Source organism: Prosthecobacter sp. (assembly GCF_044226605.1).
Lineage (GTDB): Bacteria > Verrucomicrobiota > Verrucomicrobiia > Verrucomicrobiales > Verrucomicrobiaceae > Prosthecobacter.
This window is the reverse complement of the sequence record NZ_JBGAGS010000001.1, coordinates 359,541-381,138: the sequence shown is the minus strand read 5'-3', so window position 1 is coordinate 381,138 and position 21,598 is coordinate 359,541. Positions and strand designations below refer to the sequence as shown.

Here is a 21,598-nt window from a genome sequence, read left to right as displayed (position 1 = left end):
GCTTGCATTTCCCAGCCGCAAACGAGACGTTCGCACAACCACCAGCCGCAAACGGGACGTTTGCGCCACTCCCATGAAACTCGCCCTCATCCGCCGTCAGTTCTCCGCCACCGGCGGCGCCGAGCTGTATGTGCAGCGGCTGCTGGCGGCGCTGACCGCCGCTGGGCATGAGACGCACTTGTTTGCTGAAAAGTGGCAGGGGCAGGCGCAGGGAGTGCAGTTTCACAGTGTGAACGTCCATGGCTCGCGGGCGGAGCGTCCGCTGCATTTTGCGGAAGCCGTGAGCGCGGAGTTGCAGCACCAGCGCTTTGACTGCGTCTTCAGCCTGGAGCGCACGGTGAGGCAGGATGTCTATCGTGCAGGCGACGGCCTGCACCGCGTGTGGCTGGAGCGCCGCAGGCAGTTTGCCCCTTGGTGGAAGCGCCCGTTCGTGGGCCTCGGGGCTTTTCATCGCAACATGCTGGAGCTGGAGGCGCGCACCTTTGATCCGCAGAACACCGGACGCATCATCGTAAATTCCGAGATGGTGCGCGATGAGATTGCGCAGCATTTTCCCGGCTTCCCACAGGAGCGGGTGCACACGATCCGCAATGGCGTCGAGACGCGGCGCTTCACATCCGTGTCGAAGGCCAAGGCACGCAAACGTTTCGGGCTTGAGGAAAACGACTTTGTGCTGGTTTTTGTAGGCTCAGGCTGGGAGCGGAAAGGACTGCCGTGGCTGCTGAAATTCATGGCAGGACGCGGCGATGATCCTCACCTCAGGCTGCTTGTGGTCACTCGAGACCGCATGCGCGGCAAGATCCCGCCGAATGTCATTCTCACCGGCCCGATGCCAGATGTGGAGGCGGCCTATGCCGCCGCCGATGTGCTCACCTTCCTGCCCATTTACGAACCCTGCTCCAATGTGGTGAGCGAGGCCCTGGCCACTGGCACCCCGGTCATCACCACAAGTTTCAACGGCGCCAGCGAGCTGATCGACTCCGGCATCAATGGCCACGTCCTGCACGATCCCCGGGACCTGGCCACCCTGGGCATGTGCGTCAACCACTGGCGCGCGCGCGGCAATGCAGGCCCGGTCAAAACCCGCATGCCGCTGGATCTGGAGGTAAACGTGATGCTCACTTTGCAGGTGCTGGAGCTGTCTGTGAGAGGAGCTTGAGCAGAGCCTGACGCTGCTGCAGATTCGCCAGCGTCAGATTCTGCTCCTTCATTTCATCCAGGCAGACGCGAGCCTCATTGAGTTTTTTCAGACGAATCAGAGCGCTGGTACGATTGAGCCGCCAGAGGTTGAGAAGTTGGCTGGAGGTGGTGTCCGGTGTTTGCTTTGCGGCCTTTTCCCACAGCGTCGCGGCGGTGTCGGCAAGATCATGCGGCCGCATAAAGCAGGCGAGGGCGTGGAGATGATCCGGCGGAATCATCTGCAGCGCCGCGACTGCTGCATCCCGTTGCTGAAGCAGTTCCTGTTCGTCAAAATAGTGCTTCTTCACCAGCGAATCCAATGCGGAAGGGTGGTGTTTTAGCAAGGATGTCTGACTGAGAAGACGGGCGTAAAAATTCAGCCGCTGCGGGTAGGTCAGCCGCTCTGCTCCCGTGCCGCCAATGGCCGCCACCATCGCGAGGGTGAGATCCGGGTCATTGTAACTGGTTATTTTGGGGACGTCTGCAGCGGCAGGTACAGGTTCGTTTTTCAGCACGGACTGCCAGGTCTCCAGCGCGAATTTTAGCTCAGGTACTGAGAAGCGGTGGTCGTCATAGCCCTTCGTGGAATCGTTCAGCACTGCGAGTCGCGCGATCTTCTCCGGTTCGCGCGCCAGACCTGCCTGCCAGAATTGAACCAGGCAGAAAAAAAGCGTGTGGCGATATTCGGACTTCGTGTTTGCGGTGGATGGTTGGTTCTTTAAGACCAGCGGATCACTTTTCACTCGCTGCAGATGGCTGTCAGCCGTCACATAATCACCGGTGCTCAGCTTCAGCGCCGCATGAATGGCCAGGAAGTCCGTCCAGAGACGAAGGCTGGAATTGGTGTCCTTGAACGAATCAGCCGTGAGGACCTTCGCCACGGCATCAAACTGTGCCAGCACGTGTCGCGCTGCCATCGGACTTGCCACTCCGAGTTTCACCAAGGTCCGGGCACGGTCCACGACCTGGACGGGCAGCGGCGTGGCTGAAAGCTTTTTGGCGAACGCTTCAAGGCCCTCGTTCCGCTGAAGCCAATGCTGATGTGGATACAGCACACGGGTGGCATCGTCGTCGATGTCCAAAGCAAGCACTTCGGCCAGCAGGACAGCTTCCGGTGATTGCGACTGTGTGACTTTGATCGGCTCGGCTGCGGGTGGCAGCCAGCCACGAAGGTCGCGGCGGAAGGTGGGCAGACGATGGTAGTCAGAACGCAGCCGTTCGCCAACGGCGTGATCCCAGTCATGCGATTCCAGGAGGATGCCAGTGCATTGGCGGCTGTCATCATCCCGTTGCTTCAGCAGCGTCTCCAGCATCGGGATATCTCCGGACCGGACAGCGAAACGCATGATGAAGGGCAGCAGGCTGCTTTCCACAAAGCGCATCTTCCGTTCATTCATGCTCGTCTCGCGCAGCTGCCAGCGCTGCAGCGCCAGGTCGCAAGTGCGCCGCCAGGCATCAGTCATTGGGAGCACTGAGGCGGACGTGAGGAGTGTTTCCATTTCGAAACGGGTGATGGGGCTGCCTTCGTGCCACGCCCTCGCGGCAGCCTCCCCCCAGAGCTGCCGTGTTTCCTCGCTCAGCAGGCCGGGATAGGCGGAGGTGAGGTGGGAGGCGAGGGCAAGGCGCACGTGAGGCAGAATCTTGACGTCTTGAAGCAGCGCGGCGGCCTCCTTGGCGGCTGAAGCAAAGTTTTTCTCCGCCTGTGGCGAGGAGGGCTGTAGCAGACGTGGGCTGCATGGCTCGGCCTGCAGCGGCTGAGTGAAATCAAAAAGCGTCCCGGCCAGCTTGAGTTCATCGGCGACGATCTTGAGACCTGGCGTGTTCTGTTTCGTCGCCCAGTCGTTCAGCTCACGCCTTTCCTGCGGGCTGACGCGCGAGAGCAAGTCGTGCAGTTGCGGCAGCCAGAGACCCTCTGTGCCGTTAAGGGGGATGAGCTTGGCCATATCCCGCACCAACGCATCCAGCACGGCCGCCGGTGCCGCATGTCCGCCACGCTGCTCCCATTCGGTGAAAACCTCCCCGCCTCCATAGATGTAGTCCTGCCCTCGGAGATCCTCCGGCATCATCCTCACTTCAGGCATTCGGGCCGCTGCTTGAAACAGGCAGGCGAGCAGCGCGGTTTCCTGCCCCGGCTGGAGTTTTGGGTGGCACAGAAAGTGGCTCAGTTTCTCGCCATCGCGGTGATAGCGGCCTTTGCCAAAGAGTGCCGCCGCATCCTCGGGCTCGAGCTGGCGGCGGAACGCACGCACCAGATGCATCGCTTCGTCGGTCTTGGCACCGTTCATCAGTCGGACAATCTCGCGCGTAACCACCACGTCACGCCCACGGCACGGCTCATCCAGCCTCGGCTTTTCCGCCTTCACCGCTTCGAGGTAGGCCTGCTCTTCGGCATCGCGCAGCTGAAACAGCGGCGCAAAGCTGGCCAGCTCTCCAACGGCCTGTTCGGCCTGCTCGATTTTGAGCAGTGCCGGGTGCGTGCTGGAGAATGCAGCCAGAACGGCGCCCGCGGCTTCTTTCCGCACCTGGGCAAACTGGGCGGCGCAGCGGGCGAGGTTTTCGTTCATGCCATGATCAGGTGCGCTGATCACAGCTGCCAGCAGCACGCTGCCAAACGGCGCGTCTTTTTTCTGCGTCAGCTGCAGGGCGATCTTTTGGCGCTGGTCCGCGTCTTTCTTGCAGAGTTTCCAGATCACCAGTTCCAGAAAGCTGCGCGTTTTGAGGTTCGTCAGCAGCACGGGATCGAATTCGGCTGCGCTTGTGCACAGGCCCATCTTAGCCAGCACGTCTGCGGTGGTTTCTGCACTGGCCAGGGTGGTGGCGGGAAGCGCCAGATCGATCAAGGTGTCTTCCGTCCAAGGCTCCCCGAACGAAAATGAGGGGATGCCATCACTGGGGCGTGTGGTTGCTGCGAACTTGAGCGCGGTGGCGGTCAAAGGCGGCGAACTGCACAACCTTTTGAACATCAAGTCCAGCGGGGGCTTGTGGAAGGGATCGTATTCTTCGGTCCGGAACTGGGAGTGATAGATGCTGGCAACATGCCGCAGTCCCTCCCTCGCCTTGTCAGGGTTGAGCGCGGCAAGCTGGAACAACTGCGACACCAGACTTCCGATGGCTGGATTGGACTCTCCAGGCGGGTAGAATCCCGAACGTCGCTGCATTTCTGGGAATGGCTGCTGTGGCATGCCGTTGGGCGGCATTGCTTGGCCGGAAGGTTGCGGTGTCTTATAATACATGTCTTCAATCTCCTCCCATTTTTTGGTGTGGAGCAGGTCAATGATGAATGCCTGCGATTTGGCCGCCTGTTTTTCAGCCGCCGCCTGCTTCTCGGCCTTCATTCTTTCCAGGATCGGAGCCAACTCGGAACTCAAGGCCGGAACATTGACGGCAAAGATTTCCGCCCATTGCTGGCGTGCGAAATAGCCCGCGAGCATCTGCTGCTGGGCGATGGTGCATGCACCGATTTCATCAGCGTACTTTCTGGCAAAAGCTTCGGGCGTGCCCTCCTTCGAGCCAATCGCCAGCATGACCAGATCAACGCCAAAGGTGCGCGGCTGGCGCTTTTGCAGTTCCTCCGCGAGCCCCGGCACGATGCGCTCATCTTTCAAATCATACTTCCAGCTCTCCAGCAGGGTGAAGGGAGTGGTTTGGAAGGTGCGTTGATCCGGCGAGAATCGCCTGTCCGCAGGCAGACCCGCCTGCAGGCGCTGATGCTTTTCCATGGCACGTGGGATGGGGCGCGGGTTGAAGGTGGCCGCTGGATTGAGCATGCCGGCTGCCTCCATCAGCGCGAGGACTCGCTGCGGTTTGCCGCTGAAGTGAGACAGGTGCTGGACGTGATCAAGCGCCTGCTCCATCCAGTCGTCTTTCCCCGCCGCCCCGCTTTCCTCAGCGCGTTGCATGACTTCGCCAAACAGTTCCGGAACATGAGTGGCATCTTTCAGCCATTCGCCCACCAGATTTCGATGTGGCTGTCTTTTCTGGCTGCCATTGTAGTACTGGCCCTCCTGCTGGTCCAACAGCCTGCTGATATGATCGAGCAGCTTGATGGCGCGTGCCTTGTCTGTTTGTGCCAGGCGGTCCAGCAAAGGTGCACAGCGAAGGCTGGCTTCGCTGTCTTCCTGATTCGCATCGCCCGAAGAGATCATCTGCATCCAGCGGCTGATGTCGGATTCAAACTCAGCCTCCTCGGCGATGTGCAAAGGCTGCAGGGCTTGTTTCAGCGCAGAGTCTTTCCTTTCTTTCTCCTCCAGGTCCGGGATGCGCGCCTTGAGCAGCACCATAAGATTGGCTGCCGCATCAGGCTGGAGTTTGCCCAGTTCATCACGGCGTTTCTGGATGAAGGCCAGGATGGCCGAGTCATCCGGACGCGTGTCATTGTAGAAACTGCGGCGGTACCGGTAATCACCCGAAAAAGGATGCAGCAGTGCCAGCAGGAGCTCATTGCCAAACGTGGGCGGCTGTCTGGCCAGGTGCTCACGCAGCCCCGTCGCTATCTCTTCCGAGCCCTCAATCTGGTCCACGAGATACGCCAGCAGAGTGGGTTTGTTGGTGTCGTTATACTTTGGATCACGAAACGTCGTCGCTTCTGCGACCCACGGGACTTCCGTGAAGATAAAGGGCAGGGTGGCGCGATCTGCCAGGGACGAGCTGAGGTAGTGGGCGAGGCGGCCGTTCCAGTCTCGTGATCGGGTCAGACCTTGCTGCTCGGCCAGATCCAGGGTGATGGGCAGCAGTTGCGGCTTTTCCGCGAACTTCCACAGCATCAGCGTGACGGGCGGCCCCTGATCTTTTTTGAGCATGAGCTCCTGCTGTACCGGGCTGGAGCGCAGCAGTTCCTGCGCATGGCGTGATGCGGCCGAGGCCTTGACAGGATCGATGAAAATCATGTCACGCATCATGGCGGGAAAATGATCGGTGAACTGCCACTCGTCCTCGTTCAGGTCGCTCCACGTTTTCGCGGCAAGAACCTGGTCAACTTTGCGCACGAGAGCCGCGGCCTCCATCTTGAGCAGCGGACCCAGAGCGTGAGTGAGATCCTGCCCCATCTGCTCCGGTTGCGGATACCCCTTTAACTCGATGCGCAGCAGCGCGGACAGCTCGCTCAGGCCGGTGGCGGACAAGCTGGCGATGTCACTCTCATGGTTCTGGAGCACCCGGTGCAGAGCCGCATCACGGCTGTTTTTGAGCAGGAGCGCCTGCATGAGATGGGCACCCAGGGTCGGCTTGCGCTGGTCAAGCCGGGCCCGCACGGAGTTGATCGTTTCATCATTCCACGTCTCCCGGTAATGAAGCGCCAGACCACCGAACCACGTCGTGCGTTGCTCGCCCCTGCCCAGAAGATAAACGCGGAAAGAGCCGAACTCGCCGAGGAAGCCGAGAGCATCTGCAATCTCCATGAAATCATCGACGGCATAGGCCCTGTCATTGTAGATGTAGCGACTGGCGATCTCGTTCAGCCACTCTGGCGAGGAGGCCAGATCGTCTTCCGTGATGAGATGGAGCAGTGGCAGGCCGCGACGGTCCGACAGCAGGTTTTGCAGCCATTGAACGTAGGATGCCACGGCCTGCCGGTCCTGCGAGGGCGGCACGGGAGCACGGCTGCGGCGCCGATTCTGGTACTCTCGCCAGGCGGCGATGTTTTGGGCGCGCAGTTCAGGGGTGGCGCCGATCCAGCGGTCACGCAGGCTGCGGATGAAAGTGCGCATGGACTCGGGATCCCGCTGGCCAATAGCAAGGGCGTAGGTGTTGAGAGCCTCGGGGATGTAACCGTATTGAAAGCCGGTGCGCCTCGGGTCCTGCTCCAGGAAGAGCTGGTCGAGGGGAGCCTTGATGCCGCGGATCTGCCAGACGCGGACGAGTTCGCCCAGGCGTCCGCCTTTTTGCTGGGTGCCATAGGGATCGATGGCGCCCGCAGGTTTCAGCCATGTCGTCGCGGCGGAGAGGAAATGGGAGTCGTCCGCAGTCAGAACGGCAGCGTAGGCGCGGCAGTATTCCTCGGCGGTCTTGCCGGAGGATTTGAGGATGGCAGGCAGGACCACTTCATCGAGCATGCGCTGATCTCCGCGCATGGCGACGCTGTAGGCGGCGAAGACAGAGGGCAGAGGCATGGCGATGCGCTCCGGAGTGGCGAACATGGAGTTGAAAGGCGAAACGAGTTCGCTGCCGCCTGAGTACTGCCGGCCATAACCTTGAGACACGAGGAGCCGCTTCACCTTGGGCATGGAGAACAGGCTGAGCAGGTCGAGAGCGATTTTTTCGACTTCATCGAGCCCGCGATTCTCGAAAATGGCCAGACCTGCGAGGGGCGCGAAGCCCAGGCTGGCGAGCTCCGGATGACGCAGCATGGCATGACACAGCTCGTCATGAGCCGCACGGCGCAGATCGCGCGCTTTCTGGCTTTCGGGCGTGAGCTTGAGAGAGCCGTCTTCATTGAAGGACCAGCGGCGTCCATTGCGTGAGTCCTCTTTTGAGAAGGGGGCCCAGAGGTCCGGGTAGGAAAGGTTCTGGCCGGAATCGCTGTTCTGGAGGGCGTTCAAAGCCTGATTGAAGTGCTGGGCGCTGTTTGCCGGCAGCGGGCGGTCTGCGGGCAGGGCGCGCAGCCATGCGGAGAGAAGACCGGAGAGAGCTGCGGGGCGGGGGATGGAGACATCGCTGCGCTCACTGAGCTCGTGGACGAGAGCCGGGACATACAGAGCCTGGGTGGCGGCAGGCATGGCGTTCCAATGTTCAAGCGCGGCCGGGAAATCTCCTTCGACGGCGAGCAGGGTGGCGAGGCGCTCATGGGATGCGTAGGCGCGTGGATTGGCGGCGATGACGGCGCGGTGAGCCTCAATGGCGGGCGAGGTCTGGAGTCCGGTGTGCTCAAGAAGGACAGCATATTCCTGCTGACTTTTCCAACCTGCGGCGGCGGAGGCCTGCATGGCCTTCATCACTTCATCGGCGAGCTTGTGCTGCTCGAAAACCTTGATGACGTTGTGGAGCTGGTGATGGGCGCTGGAGCTGTTCTGGGGATTGAGACAGCCCTGAACGGCGGCGCGGACCTGCTTGACCAATTCGCGCACCGCGGCCGGCTTGTCGCCTTTGTTCAGCAGAGACTCGATGGAGACGCGCCTGGGCTGGTTCTGCTGGTGGGAAAAGCTGCGCGCGTAGGGATTGGTGATCTGCGGGGCGCTCGCGTGCAGAGGGGTGCCGGAACCGGCGCGCGCGGCCTTGCCCATCTTCAGCGCCTCCTCCTGCAGGCCCATGCTGTTCAAGACCTGGGAGAGCTGGAATTTCTCGTCCGGAGTGGAGGCGGCCTGAGCCAGCCGCTCGAGCGTGAACTGCATGGAGGCGGTGAGCTTTTTGAAGTCCGCCTTTCCGGACTTGCGCTGCACATTCATGGTATGAAACAGCATGGCGAGATCGAGCTGGCGAATCTTGTCCGGCTCTGTGACGAGCACCTGGGCGAGCTGGAAATAGGCGAGGGCTTTGTCCGACTGATTGAGCTGCTGGCAGAGCCAGCCGGCGAAGAGGAGATCGTCCAGGGAAGCGTTGCCGCTGAGACGAGGGGCGAGCTCGTCGAGCAGGGCTTTTTCATCTCCGAGCATCAGGCGGAGAATGAACTTAAGCCTCGGGTCCTGGGCCTTGTCCGCAAAGGGGCGCATGCCAGCCCGGAATTCCTTCTGCCATTGCACCTGCAGATCCGAGAGGCGGGAATCTTCTTCCGAAGACTGAACCTGGGAGAAGGGGGAGACCCAGCTGAGGATTTCTGGCGGCAGCCTGAGCGACGTGGAAGGCATGGGCAGGGGGGCAGGATGAAAGCCTGCAGCGCGGCCGGAAAAGCGCGCGCCGGAGCGGGAGTTTGCAAAGGAGGGAAGCTGAGCCTGCGGCTTCTCCGGCAGGCTGAGCTGGAACTGAATGACCTCCACGACGGCCTCCCAGTCTTTGACCGCGGCAAAGGCATTGATCTCCTCGTTGATGTTGTAGTCCCGCATGTCCTCGGAGGAGCGCACCCAGCGTTTTAAAATTTCCTTGATGTCGAGAAGCTGCTCCGCACTGAGCTTGAGCTTGGAGGTGTTGGCATTCTGCTGGGGAAAGAGGTCTGACTGGCTGCGCAGCATGCCCAGGAGGATCTGGCGCTCGGCGTAGCCTCTTTTGGGCGAAGCCTCACAGAGGGCTATGATGCGCTGCGCCCAGACGGGGGACTGATCTCCAGCGACGCGCCAGGCGAGCGATGCGGTGCGCAAGGCCAGAGCAGGGTAGGGCTTCTGGAAAAGCTGAAAGCAGGTCTCCCAGACGGGAAGAGACTCCTCGGCGTCGGTTGAGCGAGGCTGCAGGAGCCATGCGGCATGAAGCGTGGTGTTCTGCGGCTGCTCCGCCAGCATCTCGGGAGTGATGACGAGCTGGGGCGAGGCCTCAGCGGCGGCGAGGAGGAGGTCAGCGTCTTTAATGCCTGCCTGGCGGAGACTGCGCAGTAGAGGCTCGCGGTCGGCAACATTCCACATGGCGATGATCTGCAGAACATGAGCGAGAGCGAGGACGGGGGATTCCGTGACGCCGGGAGCCTGCTGCACAAAGCCATTGGAAGGGAAACCGTTTGAGGCGCTGCCGCCAGAGGAATTGTGTGAGCCGTAGCTGGCACGGCCGCCCTGCTTCTGGCGGTGAACGTACGCGGCCTGGGCCATACCAGGAAGCACCAGCCAGTCCTCCGTGCCGGGCGGCAGGGAAACGCTGCTGAAGTAGCTGCTGCGACGCAGACCAACATTGCGCCCGGTGCTCTGCACACTGGGGAGCTCCTCATTCATGCTGATGATTGCGATGAAGGCGCGTACGGCTTCTTTTTCGCGGCCTGACTCCTCCAAGGCCACGGCATTGAGGTAATGGAGACGGTAGTCCGTCGGGTGCTTTTCGAGCACGGGTTCAAGGAAGACGATGACGCGCTCCCATTCGCCTTTTTCGGCGAGGGTGTCGGCCATCTGCTCCAGGGCGCGGGCGTCCATCTGGCTGCCGCCGGCGAGCTCGAAGAGCATGCGGTAGCCGAGGTCGGCATCACCGCTTTCGATCTGCAGACGGGCGATGTTTTCGCGGGTCTTGGTGGTTTTGTCGAGCTTGGCGGCGGTGTCGAGGGTGCGGAGGGCTTCGGCGGTGAGGCCGATTTCCTCTTCGCTGCGGGCGATGTCCAGAAGCAGGGCGAGATCCTGCGGGCGCAGGCGCGAGGCCTCGTAGAGGCAGCGGCGGCGCTCTTCATCGTTGCCGATGGCGCGGTGGATTTCGGCGAGGGCGAGCCAGGGCTGGGCGCTGGCGCGGTTTTGCTTCTGGCGATGCTGGAAGTTTTCGATGAGGCGGGGCAGGCTGTTGTGCTGCTGGGCGGCGAGTGCGAGCGGAGCGATGAGGCGGAGGCGGGCATTGGCATCCGTGGTTTTTTCGTAAAGGGAGAGGTAGGTCTGCTCCGCCTCCTCGGGCTGGCCGTTTTCCAGGCAGAGAGTGGCGTAGCTGGAGGCCAGCTCGATGTTGTCCGGAAATTTGCGCATGGCGGAGTGCAGGAGATTGAGGGAGTCCTTGGTGCGCCTGAGTGTGATGAGCAGGCGGGACTCATCGAGCCATGGCTGCACCGCGGAGGGAGAGAGCTTTTTCCATTCGGCGATCCAGGTGAGAGCGAGTTCGGGCTTTTCGGCACGGCGGTAAAAGTCCGCGATGCGCTGGACGCGGGCGGTGGTGCGTGCTCCGGGAAGATCGACAACCTGCTGCAGCGTTTGCGCGGCCCTGGCCCATTCCTGGCGGATCTGGAACAACTGCGCGAGCTGGGAAAGGGCGATGAGCTTGTCCTCTGAGGGAGCGTCGTTGAGGGCTTTTTCAGCCTCGGCTTTTTTGCCTGCTGTTTCGAGCAATGTGGCGAGGAGGCAGCGGTCCTGAATGGTGAGAGTGCCGGAGGTCTGAAGCTCCTGCAGGAGAGGAGCGGAGAGCTTGTTTTCTTCATCACTGCGCAGCGCGAGGAGGATGTCTTTGACGGCGGGCTCGATGGATTCGGCATCCTGTGCGAGGCGCAGGCGGGTCCGTGCCCAGGGAAGGGTGCGGGCGAGTTCTTTGTTGGCGATGCCGAGCTGAACGAGCAGTGCGAAAAAGCGGGGTTCATCGGCAAAGTCCTTTTCGCGTGGAAGCAGAAGATCGAGCGCGGTGCGTGACTCCTGGCGTGCCTGCAAGGCCTGGGTGATGCGGAGGAGGTCTTCCAAAGATGCGGATCTGGCGAGGCGGGTCCAGATGGCGAGTGCGGCATCGCGCTGGCCGGCGCGGTGGAGGTAGTGGGCCTGAGCCTCCTGAGCGCCGATGCTGGCAGGGTATTTTTCAACGACAGCGGCGTAAGCAAGAGCGGTGGGACTGCCTGGCTGCACGGGTGATTCCTCCCAGTTTTCCATCAGGCGGGCGACGCGGAGGTAGTCGGCCTCGGTGGCACCTGCTGCCTGAAGGAAGCGCTGCAGCGTGGCCTGCGCTGCGGTGTCATCCCTGGCGCGGTGCTGAAGGCTGGCGAGGCGGATGAGGAGTTCTTTGTCGGCAGTGTTTTGCTGGGAGAGTGTGTGTGCCTGCTGAACAGCTTCCTTGATGAGGTCGAGGGATTCGAGGAGATCAAGGAAGCCCTCCTGGAGATCGCGCCGGCCGGGATTGGACTGGAGGAGGGCACGGGCTTGGGCAAGCGCCGCGTCTTTCTGACCGGACTCGGCGAGGAGCCTGGCATGCTGCCAGGCGAGGGCGGTGCGCTGCGGGTTTTCTCTGGCCAGGGAGGCGAGGAACTTTTCAAGTCCTTCCACGTCATCGCTCATGCGGAAGACGCGGCTGATGCGGCCGAGGACATCGCCTTCGATCCAGGTGTCTGAGCCGGTGGCGGCGAGGGTGTCGCGCAGGTTTTTGAGAGCTTCATCGCGACGCTCCGCGAGAAGGAGGATATCGGTGAGACGAAGCTGGCGCAGGGCTTTGGAAACGGGATCGCGGGTGCGCTTGATCAAGGACTGGGCGGCATCGAGGGCGGAGTCGTACTGGCCTTCGTCGGTGAGGAGGTCGATGACTTCCTCGGCGAGATCTTCGTCATCGGGATGAGAGGCGGCGAGGTCGTGCCAGGTGCGGAGTGCGACCACGTTCTGGCCGAGGCGCATGAGGGCGCGGCCTCGGAGCTTGCCGATTTCGACGGAGCTGGCGGCATCGGGCTTGGCCTTGAGGGCTTCATCGAGAGACTTCAAAGCAGAAGCGAAGTCGATGGAGCGGGCTTCGAGGCGGGAGCGCTCGATCCAGGCGGAGGCATTGGCGGGGTCCATCTCCAGGGCGGCCTTGTAGGAGGAGAGAGCCGCCGGGTCATCGCCGCGATGGGCGTGGTAGATGGCGAGGAGGAGGTGATCCGAGGCAGTGGCGGAGGGGAGCTTGGACTTGGAGTCGAGGTAAGCGCCGAGTTCCGCGGCGCTGTGTTCCTCCAGCCAAGCGGCGTAGAAGCGCTCGAAGAGCGTGCCAGGCTGGGGGCGCCTGACGAGAATGTCGAGGTAACGCTGCGCGGGCGCTGGTACTGCTGGTGCGGGCGCTGGTACTTGTGCGCGTGCACCAAGAGACAGCAGCAGAAGAAACAGGACGATGCGTGGGTGCATGGGGAGGGATTACCGGTCCGATGGTGTGGCGGGCAAAAGCGGCAGGATGATCTTTGCCCACGGCTGAAGCTGGAAAAAATGGGTGAGGATTTTTTGCTGCTCGGGTGCGGCGGCGGCGAAGTCGGCGGCGTAGGATCTGGCGAAGGCGGCGATGCTTTCATCTGTGGGGTTGCTGGTGCTGAGCAGGAGCAGGAGGTCGGAGCCGAAGGTGCGCGGCTTGCGCGCGGTGAGGGCCGCGATGAGGCCGGTGTGGTGCTGAAGCTCCGCCTGCCATGCCTCGACCAGGGTGTGCGGATTTTCGGACTGGGGAACGGGCCAGGGATTGAATGTGGCGAGGGGATCGAGCAGATGACCGGCCTGAAGCATCGGCATGAGGCGTTCGGGCTTGTGCCGCAGGTGGTGGATGTCCATGACGTGGACGAGCGCGCGCTGCATCCAGACACCATTGCGGGCCGCGCCGCACTCAGTGGCACGCTGCATGATTTCATCAAAGACTTCCGGAGTGAGGGCGGCAAACTGCAGCCACTGGGCGACGGATGTGAGGTGCGGCGCCTGCACTTTGCCCCGGCTCTGAGCAAGGATCCCCTCAGTGGCCATGATCTTGCTGACGTGGTCGAGCACTTCGATGGCGCGGGGTTTGTTCACGGGAGCGAGCCGCTCGATCAGCAGCTGGCCCTGCTGCATGAGCTCGTATTCGGTGCAGCGGGCCTGCTTCAGATTGATGAACTGAAGGAAGGCTGCCGCTGCTGCGTCAAGCTGACGTGAGTCGGCCTCGACAAGCGGCTGAAGGGCGGCCTGGAGCGCGGGATCTGATGCCATGCGAGTCTTCAGGTCCGGCAGGCGCGCATGGAGTAAGGCGAGCAAGGGGCCGGCGCTCTGAGGAGAAATGAGAGTGAAGTCGTGGTGGTGCTGGCGGATGAAGTCGAGAAGGTGGGAGCCGTCCGGACGGCGGGGCTCGTCGTAAAAACTCAGCAGCCCCGGTGGATCTGCGGAGCCGCGCTGCATGAAGGCCTGGAGCAGGCGGGTGCCAAAAGTGGGTGGCTGGCGGGCCAGCCATTTGCTGAGCCTTGCGCTGATCTCGCGTTCATGCTCGACGCAGTTGATGATGCGTGCGAGGAGCGTGGGCTCATTCAGATCGTCCACGCGGAGGTCGCGGAAGGCGGAGGCATCTGCGGTGAAGGGGGTGTCCTGAAACACACAGAATGTGGTGTCGGGATTTTTGAGGGCCTCTTCAAAGACAAAGCTGTACTTGCCGCACCAGCCGAGGGACTGGTCCAGGCCGTCCTCTTCGGCCAGGGTGAGTGAGGTGCCGAGCAGCGGCGGCACGCGGGCCAGAGACATGATGAGACGGCTGGAAGGAGTGTCAGAAGATGCCTCTGCTGCGGCCACACGCTGCAGCCTGCCAATGTGCAGCAACTTCAACGCATGGTGCGCAACCGCTGTGGAGTGCGCCTGATCAGTGGCCACGAATTTGACCAGGAACTGGGGAAGGTCTTCACCAGGCCTTTGAGCATGGGTGAACTCCTCCCAGGTCTTGCAGGCGAGCATGGTTTCCGCCTGCTGACGCAGGCCATCGGCCTCGGCGCGCAGGATGGGAGCCACGGCGCGCATAAACGCCTCGTCCGCGATTTCGAGTTTGGGGAAAGCGGGGAGCTGGCTGGCGAGGAAGTCTCCAAGATTTTGGCGCTGTTCCGGAGGAAGAGAGGCGATTCCACTGGCATGACGGAGCAGCACAAGGTGAAACGCAGCCTGCCTGAGATCGCGGTCGCTGGTGGCATCCGCGGCTTGAAGCGGAACCGGTGAGCCTTCGAGCGAGAGGGAGGTGATGTGGGCACGCACCAGCATGGCCTGCAGCAAGTGGGCCGGGAGACCGGAGGAAGGCTCCGCGCCGATCTGGGCGATGGTGGCCTGAATGACTTGATCTTCCTGCAGGTCTCGGAAGGAGGTGGCGAGGGAGGCCATCAGAGCCTGGTGCTTGAGGCGGGTACTGGCAAACGTGGGGAGTGCTGCAGCCTGCGGCTGGTGAAGGAAGCCCAGCGCGCGAGAGACGCGGATGAAGTCATCCGGAGTCCGCATGCGTGCCTTCAGCTCGGCGGGATCGAGCTGGTCCATCCAGTCCGAGGACTCAAGCATGCCATCCTCCGCGGCGCTCTCCAAGGCGGCATAGCAGCTGTTTCCATTTCGAACGAGGAGCCGCAGCCAGTTCTCATATTGCGCGGTGCTGCGCTCCACCGGGGTGTAGCGGGCCTGCCTGCCACGTTGCTCTTTTTCGCGCATGGCGCCGAGGATTTGCCGGCGGGTGGAGGCCTCAGGGCTGACGAGCACATCGCGCATGCGACGGATGAAACGAGGCAATGACTCAGCATCACGGCGCATGAGCGCGAGAGCATAGTCATCGAGTGCATTGCGGTGAAGGTTGTAGGAAAACGGGTTGGTGTCTGGCAGAATGGCTGCGCGGTGCTCGATGAAGAGGTCATCCAAGGGGGCGCTGATCTGGCGGGCCGTCCACAGGCGAACGATCTCACGTGCCATGCTGCGAGAGCTGAAGGTGTTCGCCTGGCGTGCCCAGGGCCGGAGCCAGGTGGCGGCAGCGGCGGAAAACTCCTGATCGCCGGACAAAAGGAGGGCGGCATAGCCACGGCAGAAGTCGAGGAGTGTCTGGCCTCCGGCTTTGAGGATCGCGGGAAAGACGACGTCCTCGAGTGTGCGGACATCGCCACGCTGCGCAGCGCTCCAAGTGGCAAAAACGGCGGGAGACGGCTGTGCGGTGAGATCGCTGCTCTGAAAGCTGCGGTTGATGTCGTCGATCAAAGCCGGGGACGAGCGCGGACTTTTGAGCTGGCGCCGGATCTGCGGGCTGGTCTGAGAGGACATGATCTGCAGGGCGATCTTTTCGATGTCCTCCACATTTCGGCCCTCCAGCATGGCGAGACCAGCAAGCGGACTGAAGCCCTGGCCGGCGAGCGCGGGGATGGATACCAGTGCGTGACACAATGTGTCATGGGCGAGGCGGCGCTCGTGCCGCGCCCTGCGTGCGGACTCGCTGAGCCCGGGCATCCCGGCGTTGTTGATCTCACTGTTGGACCCGCCGAGCCGCGGAGGGGCGGGGGATGAAATCTCCCAAAGGGCCGGGTGGTCCGGACCGCTCATCTGGACCTGAAAAAGCAGCTCAGAGATGCCGGACGAACATCTGGCAAGCATGGGGTCCGAGGGGTTGACGTTTTTGAGCCATTGAGCGGTGAGGCGCGCATGGGCGATGGACCTGGCCGCGGGTTCGGCGCCGTAAACATGCTGCTGAGCGAGGGCGAGAGGCACCTCCGGCTGCCGGGCCTCTGGCAAAGCAAGCCAGTGCTGCAGCGCGGCGCGGGCGTTGGTCTGGGCGAGGAGGAGGACCAGGCGAAAGCGGGCTGCATGCCCCTGAGGATTGGCTTCAAGGACGGAACTGTATTCTGCGATGGCACGGGAGAGCAGCTCGTCGGTCGAAAGCGTGCGGTCGCCATCGTTGTTCGGGAACACCAGACTGGAGTCATGGAGCATGGCGAGCGTGGCGGCGTAGTCCTGGCGCTGCTGCCAGCTGGAGGCGGCGGCGGTCTTGATGCTCAGGAGCAGAGGCTGGCGCAGGCCCTCGACGTCCAGCCGGGAAAGAAGCAACTTTAGAGCTTCCTGGGCTTGTGTGGACTGCTGCTGCGGAAAGGGCTTGTGCCAGTCCGCGGCAATCCTGCGCATGAGGCGGCGTGCTTCATTGAGGGCGCCGGAGGCGTTGTTTTGGGTAAAGAGGCGCTCCAGCGCATCGAGTCCGCCGCCGGATTTTGTTTGCAGCAATGCGCGGGCGTAGGGATTGACGATGGCGGCGGTGGACTGCGCGAGGACGGGGACGGAAGCATTGGGGAGCGACTGGCGGAGCTTTTCCGCCTCGGCATGCATGTCGTTTTTTTCCATCAGGCTGACGAGGCTCTCTTTGTCAGCGCGGGTGGTGGCAAACGGGAGCACGAACTCAAGGGTGGAGCGGATGATGGCGGGAGCCTGGGCGGCCACGGCGGCCTCGTCCGCCCCCGCCAGCTTCTGCGCATTGAAGAGGATGGCGTTGACCGTTTGAAGGCGCAGGTCATTGGACGTGATGAGTGATTTTGCCTGCTGAAGATGAGCGATGGCGGCGGCATGCTGGCTGGACTCCTGGCAGATCCAGCCTGCGGTGAGGAAGTCTTCCGCCGTGGCGGCAGGGGTGGACAAGCGCGGCTGGATCTCCGCGAGCAGCGAGGCGCTTTTTTGGCAGAGCATGCCGAGCATGAACTTGAGGGGAGGGTCGGAGATGGTGGCAAGCCGGGGCTGAATGGCGGCCTGGAAGGCGGCGATGAGACGGGTTTCCTCGTCTTCTTCAGTGGTGGATTTGGCACGGATCTCTTCGAGAAGCTGCGTGAGCATTCTGGCTGCAAAGGGGGGCAGATGAGCGGCGGTGGCGGAGAGGGGAAGGGGGTTCGCCTGCAAGACATTCAACTGAGGCGGCAAGGCCTTTTGCTGCGCTTCAAGGGTGATCATGCGCTGCAGGCATTCGACGACGACATCCCACGCGCGGGCTTCGACGAGCGCCCCGAGCATGTTTTCCATGTCGTCCAGCTGGCTGCTCTCCATGGCCAGCATCCAGCGGCGGAGAATGGCGATGACGGCCTGCGACTGCGCCGGAGTGAGGGTGAGGAGTGGGTATGTCTCTGATGCCGGGGGGCTGCCAGCCTGGCTGGGAAGGAGGTTTTTCAGCGTGGTCCATTCATCGGTGGTGGAGCGTGGCAGCGGCTCGCAAAGACCGATGATGCGCTGCGCCCATGTGCTGGCATCGGCTTCCGATTCCGCATCGGTGAGGGCCCCATGGGCGGCGTTGAGCGCGAGCCTGGTGTAGCTGTCTTTGAACAGTTCGTAGCATTGCTGGTATGAAGTGGCATGAGGTGGCCTGTCCCTGCGCGACTGTTGAGTGAACAGCCATGAGGCATGCAATGCGGCATCCTCCGGATGGGCCGCGAGCAGATCCTCGGTGACAAGAAAATCCGGGGACTGCACGGCCATCTCCATGAGGAGCGGTGCGTGGGCGACACCTTCGCGCTGCAACTGGCGCAGCAGGGGCTGCTGCTCGCTTTTTGGCCATGCGCTGATGATCTGCAGCACGTGAGCCAGGGCGTAGGTGGGGGATGCGACGACGCTGGAGGGAAGGGCGATCTGGGAGCCGGTGCCGTTCGACTGGCGGGGGTTGATCCTCTCGACGCGGTATGCATAAGCCGTGCCGGCAATGTCTGGGAGTGAGAGCCAGTCTGCGGTGCCGGGGGGGAAGTCCTGAAGTGTGAAGGAGTTCTGAGGCCGGCTGTGCGGCAGCACGGGGGCAGGTGCGGGTGCTGGAAGGCTGGGTAGTTCTTCATGCATGGCGAGAACGCGCATGAAGGCCTGCACGGCGGCGGGCTCGCGGCCCGCTTCTTCCAGGGCGACGGCGTGGAGGTAGTGGAGGCGGTAGTCCGCCGGGTGCTTTTCGAGGAGGGGATCGAGAAAGAGGACGGCGCGCTCCCAGTCATCCTTGGAGGCGATGACGTTCGCGATCTGCTCGATTTCGCGAGCATCCATCGTGCTGCTGCCGGCAAGTTCGGAGAGGATGCGGTAGCCGGTGTCGGGATCGCCTTTTTCGATTTGCAGACGGGCGAGGCGCTCGCGGGTGCGGGTGGTTTTGTCGAGCCTGGCGGCGGTCTCGAGGGCGCGCAGGGCTTCTACGGTGAGTCCTTCCTCTTCTTCGCTGCGGGAAATTTCGAGGAGCAGGGAGAGATCCTGAGGACGGAGGCGGGAGGCTTCGTAAAGGCAGCGGCGGCGTTCTTCGTCGTTGTCGGTGGCTCGGTGGATCTCGGCGAGCGCGAGCCAGGGGTAGGCGGAGGCGCGGTTTTGTTTCTGACGTTGCGTGAAGTTTTCGATGAGCTTTGGGAGGCCGTCATGACTGCGTGCGGCGAGGGCAAGGGGGCCGAGCTGGCGGAGGCGGGAGGCGGGGTCGGTGGTCTTTTCGTAGATGGCGAGGTAGATGCGTTCAGCTTCGGCGGACTGGCCCACATTGAGGCAGGCGGTGGCACATGCGGTGGCGACTTCGGTGGCGTCGGGAAATTTGCGCAGGGCGAGGCGGAGGACTTTGAGGGAGGCCTCGGGATGAAAGGTTTCTTCGAGGATGCGGGCTTCGGTGAGCCAGGGCTGGACGGCGGTGGGGGAAAGGGTTTTCCATTCAGCGAGGTATTTGAGCGCCTGCTCCGGCTGCACGGCGCGGCGGTGGAGATCGACGAGTTTTTGGAGGCTGGCGCTGGTGCGGCCGCCGGGAAGATCGAGCATGCGCTGCTGTGTCTGCGCGGCTTTGGGCCAGTCGGTGTGGGCCTGATAAATCTGGATGAGCTGGCTGAGGGAGATCAAGGAAGGCTCGGCATTGAGCAGCTTTTCGGCTTCGACGGTTTTGCCGCTGAGATCGAGCAGGGTGGCGAGGAAGCAGCGGTCCTGGGGGGAGGGCGGGGATGGCCTGCAGCTCGGCAAGCAGTGGGGCAGCAAGTTCGCCGCGCACGATGAAGCGGATGTCTTTGAGGGCTGCCTCGACGCCATCGGAGTCCTGCATGAGGCGGAGGCGGGCGCGTGCCCAGGGGAGGGCGCGGTCGAATTCTTTGTTGGCGATGGCCTGCTGAACGAGGAGGGCGAGGAAGCGTGGCTGGGTGGCGAAGTCTGATTCGCGGGAGAGGAGGAGATCGAGGGCGGTGCGTGACTCGAGACGTGCCTGCAAGGCCTGGACTATGCGGAGGAGATCTTCGAGAGAACCGGTTTTGGCGAGGAGACGCCAGATGGCGAGCGCCTCTTCACGGCGGCCATTGCGGTGGAGGTACTGGGCCTGGGCCTCCTGGGCGCTGATGCTTTGCGGGAAGGTGGTGACGAGGCGGAGGTAGGCTTTGGCGGCGGGTGAGTCGGGCTTGGATGGCGGGTCTTCCCAGTTCTCGAGCATGCGGGCGATGCGGAGGTGGGAGGATTCGTTCTCGGCGTCAGCGGCCAGAAAGGTTTCGAGGGTGGTGCGAGCGGCGGTGGCATCGCCGGCGCGATGCTGCAGGGTTGCGAGGCGGATGAGCAGTTCTTTGTCTCCTGGGTTTTGGGCGACGATGAGCATGGCCTGCTCGACGGCTTCGGGGATGGAGTCGAGCGATTCCAGGAGATCAAGAAATCCATCGCGCAGGTCGCGGCGGCCGGGGTTGGATTGCAGGAGGGTGCGCGCGCTTTGGAGGGCCTCGTCGTTTTGGCCGGTGGCGGCGAGGTTTTGCGTGTGCTGCCAGGCGAGGGTGACGCGCTGGGGATGGGTTTTGATCAAGGAGGCGAGATGCTGCTCGAGGCCGCTGAGGTCGTCGCTCATGCGGAAGAGGTGATCGAGACGCGTGAGGATGTCGCCTTCGATCCAGGTGTCTGCGCCGGTGGCGGCGAGGGCGGTGTCGAGTGTGGCGAGGGCTTCATCGCGCCGTTCGGCGAGCTGCAGGATGTCCGCGAGGCGAAGCTGGCGGGTGATTTTGGCGACGGGGTCGCGGGTGCGCTCTGCGAGGGCGCGTGCGGATTCCAGCGCGGCTTCAAACTGGCCTTCATCGACGAAGAGGTCGGTGATCTCCTCGTGGAGGTCCTGGTCATCGGGATGCGAGGCGGCGAGGTTTTTCCAGAGTGCGAGAGCTTCCTCGCTCTTGCCGAGGCGGAGAAGGGCGCGGCCGCGGAGCTTGGTGATTTCCAGGGAGAGCGAGGCCTCGGGTTTTGCGGCGGCGGCGCGGTCGAGTGAGGCGAGTGCGGCGGCGAAGTCGAGCATGCGGGCCTCGATGCGGGAGCACTCGACCCAGGCGCTGGCATTGGCGGGATCGAGCCTGAGGGCGGTCTGATAGGAGGTGAGTGCGGCGGGGTCATTGCCGCTGTGAGCGTGGAAGATCGCGAGGAGGAGATGGTCGGCGGCCTTGGCATCGGGCTTGGCCGCGCGTGTGAGGAGGTGCTGCTGCAGTTCCGCGGCGGTTCCGTCCTCCAGCCATGCGGCGTAGAAGCGGTCGAAGAGGGTGCCGGGCTGGGGGCGCTTGAGAAGGATGTCGAGGTAACGCTGTGCGGCGGGCGTCACTGCCGGCGTGGGCTGCTGAGCCAGGGCAGGGGAGCAGAGCAGCAGCAGGCAGAATGCGGCACGAAGGAGCATCCGTGTTTTTTAGCGGATGAGGCGTTTGTTTGGCAATAGCGGAGGTTGATTTGATGGGTGAAAAGCATTTAGCAGTTAGGAATGATTCCCGAAGAATTTCCTGCAACCGCAGCGCGCCTCTGCGCGGCCTGCGGGATGTGCTGTGACGGGACCATGTTTCAGATCGTGCGGATGCAGCCGGGAGAGGTGCCGGCGGAGCTGGGCAGGCTGGGGCTGAAAATGAGATGCCGCGATGGCGAATACTTCATGGAGCAGCCATGCAGTGCGCTGGTGGAGAAGCGGTGCACCATTTATGAAAAGCGGCCGGTGAGGTGCCGGCTCTTCAACTGCCAGCAGCTTGGAAAAGTGGAACGAGGGGAGAGCGCCGCGGCGGAAGCGATGGCGATGATCGTGGAAACGCGCTCGATGGTGGAGCGGGTGAAAAATTTAATCGAGCAGTGCGGACTGCGTGAAGACGGGCAGGATCTGGTGACGCGCTATGAGCGGGTGATGCACACGCCGGTGAATGAAGCTCTGGAGCCGGAGATGGTGAGCGTGCGTGAAGAACTGGATGAGACGATGCGGAAATTGAAGCTGAGATTGAACCGGGAGTTTCGGGTGCCGCCGATTTCTCATTGAC

Annotated in this window: 4 protein-coding genes; 2 read left to right on the top strand and 2 right to left on the bottom strand. The window is 62.7% G+C overall.

The genetic code is table 11. The annotated features are described in order from the left end of the window. Positions 1–73: 73 nt before the first annotated feature. The gene (locus tag ACILSO_RS01265) at positions 74–1,159 is read left to right on the top strand and encodes a glycosyltransferase family 4 protein (RefSeq protein ID WP_395735534.1); all 1,086 of its coding nucleotides are present in this window, start codon (positions 74–76) and stop codon (positions 1,157–1,159) included. On the opposite strand, the gene ACILSO_RS01260 is transcribed toward ACILSO_RS01265, so the two are convergent. After that, positions 1,119–12,782, bottom strand: a complete 11,664-nt coding sequence (locus ACILSO_RS01260; protein WP_395735533.1) for a tetratricopeptide repeat protein — start codon at positions 12,780–12,782, stop codon at positions 1,119–1,121. The genes ACILSO_RS01265 and ACILSO_RS01260 overlap by 41 nt on opposite strands. 9 nt (positions 12,783–12,791) lie before the next feature. Beyond that, positions 12,792–19,319: a hypothetical protein gene (locus ACILSO_RS01255; RefSeq protein ID WP_395735532.1), complete on the bottom strand. Its 6,528-nt coding sequence runs from the start codon at positions 19,317–19,319 to the stop codon at positions 12,792–12,794. 1,741 nt (positions 19,320–21,060) lie between these two features. On the opposite strand from ACILSO_RS01255, the gene ACILSO_RS01250 reads away from it, so the two are divergent. After that, positions 21,061–21,597, top strand: coding sequence for a YkgJ family cysteine cluster protein (locus ACILSO_RS01250; protein ID WP_395735531.1), 537 nt, complete (start codon positions 21,061–21,063; stop codon positions 21,595–21,597). The last annotated feature ends 1 nt before the right edge of the window (position 21,598 follow it).

Excerpts from the sequence above, each read along its gene's own strand:
- ACILSO_RS01265 (WP_395735534.1), top strand. The coding sequence starts at position 74 with ATGAAACTCGCCCTCATCCGCCGTCAGTTCTCCGCCACCGGCGGCGCC.
- ACILSO_RS01250 (WP_395735531.1), top strand. The coding sequence starts at position 21,061 with ATGATTCCCGAAGAATTTCCTGCAACCGCAGCGCGCCTCTGCGCGGCC.
- ACILSO_RS01260 (WP_395735533.1), bottom strand. The coding sequence starts at position 12,782 with ATGCACCCACGCATCGTCCTGTTTCTTCTGCTGCTGTCTCTTGGTGCA.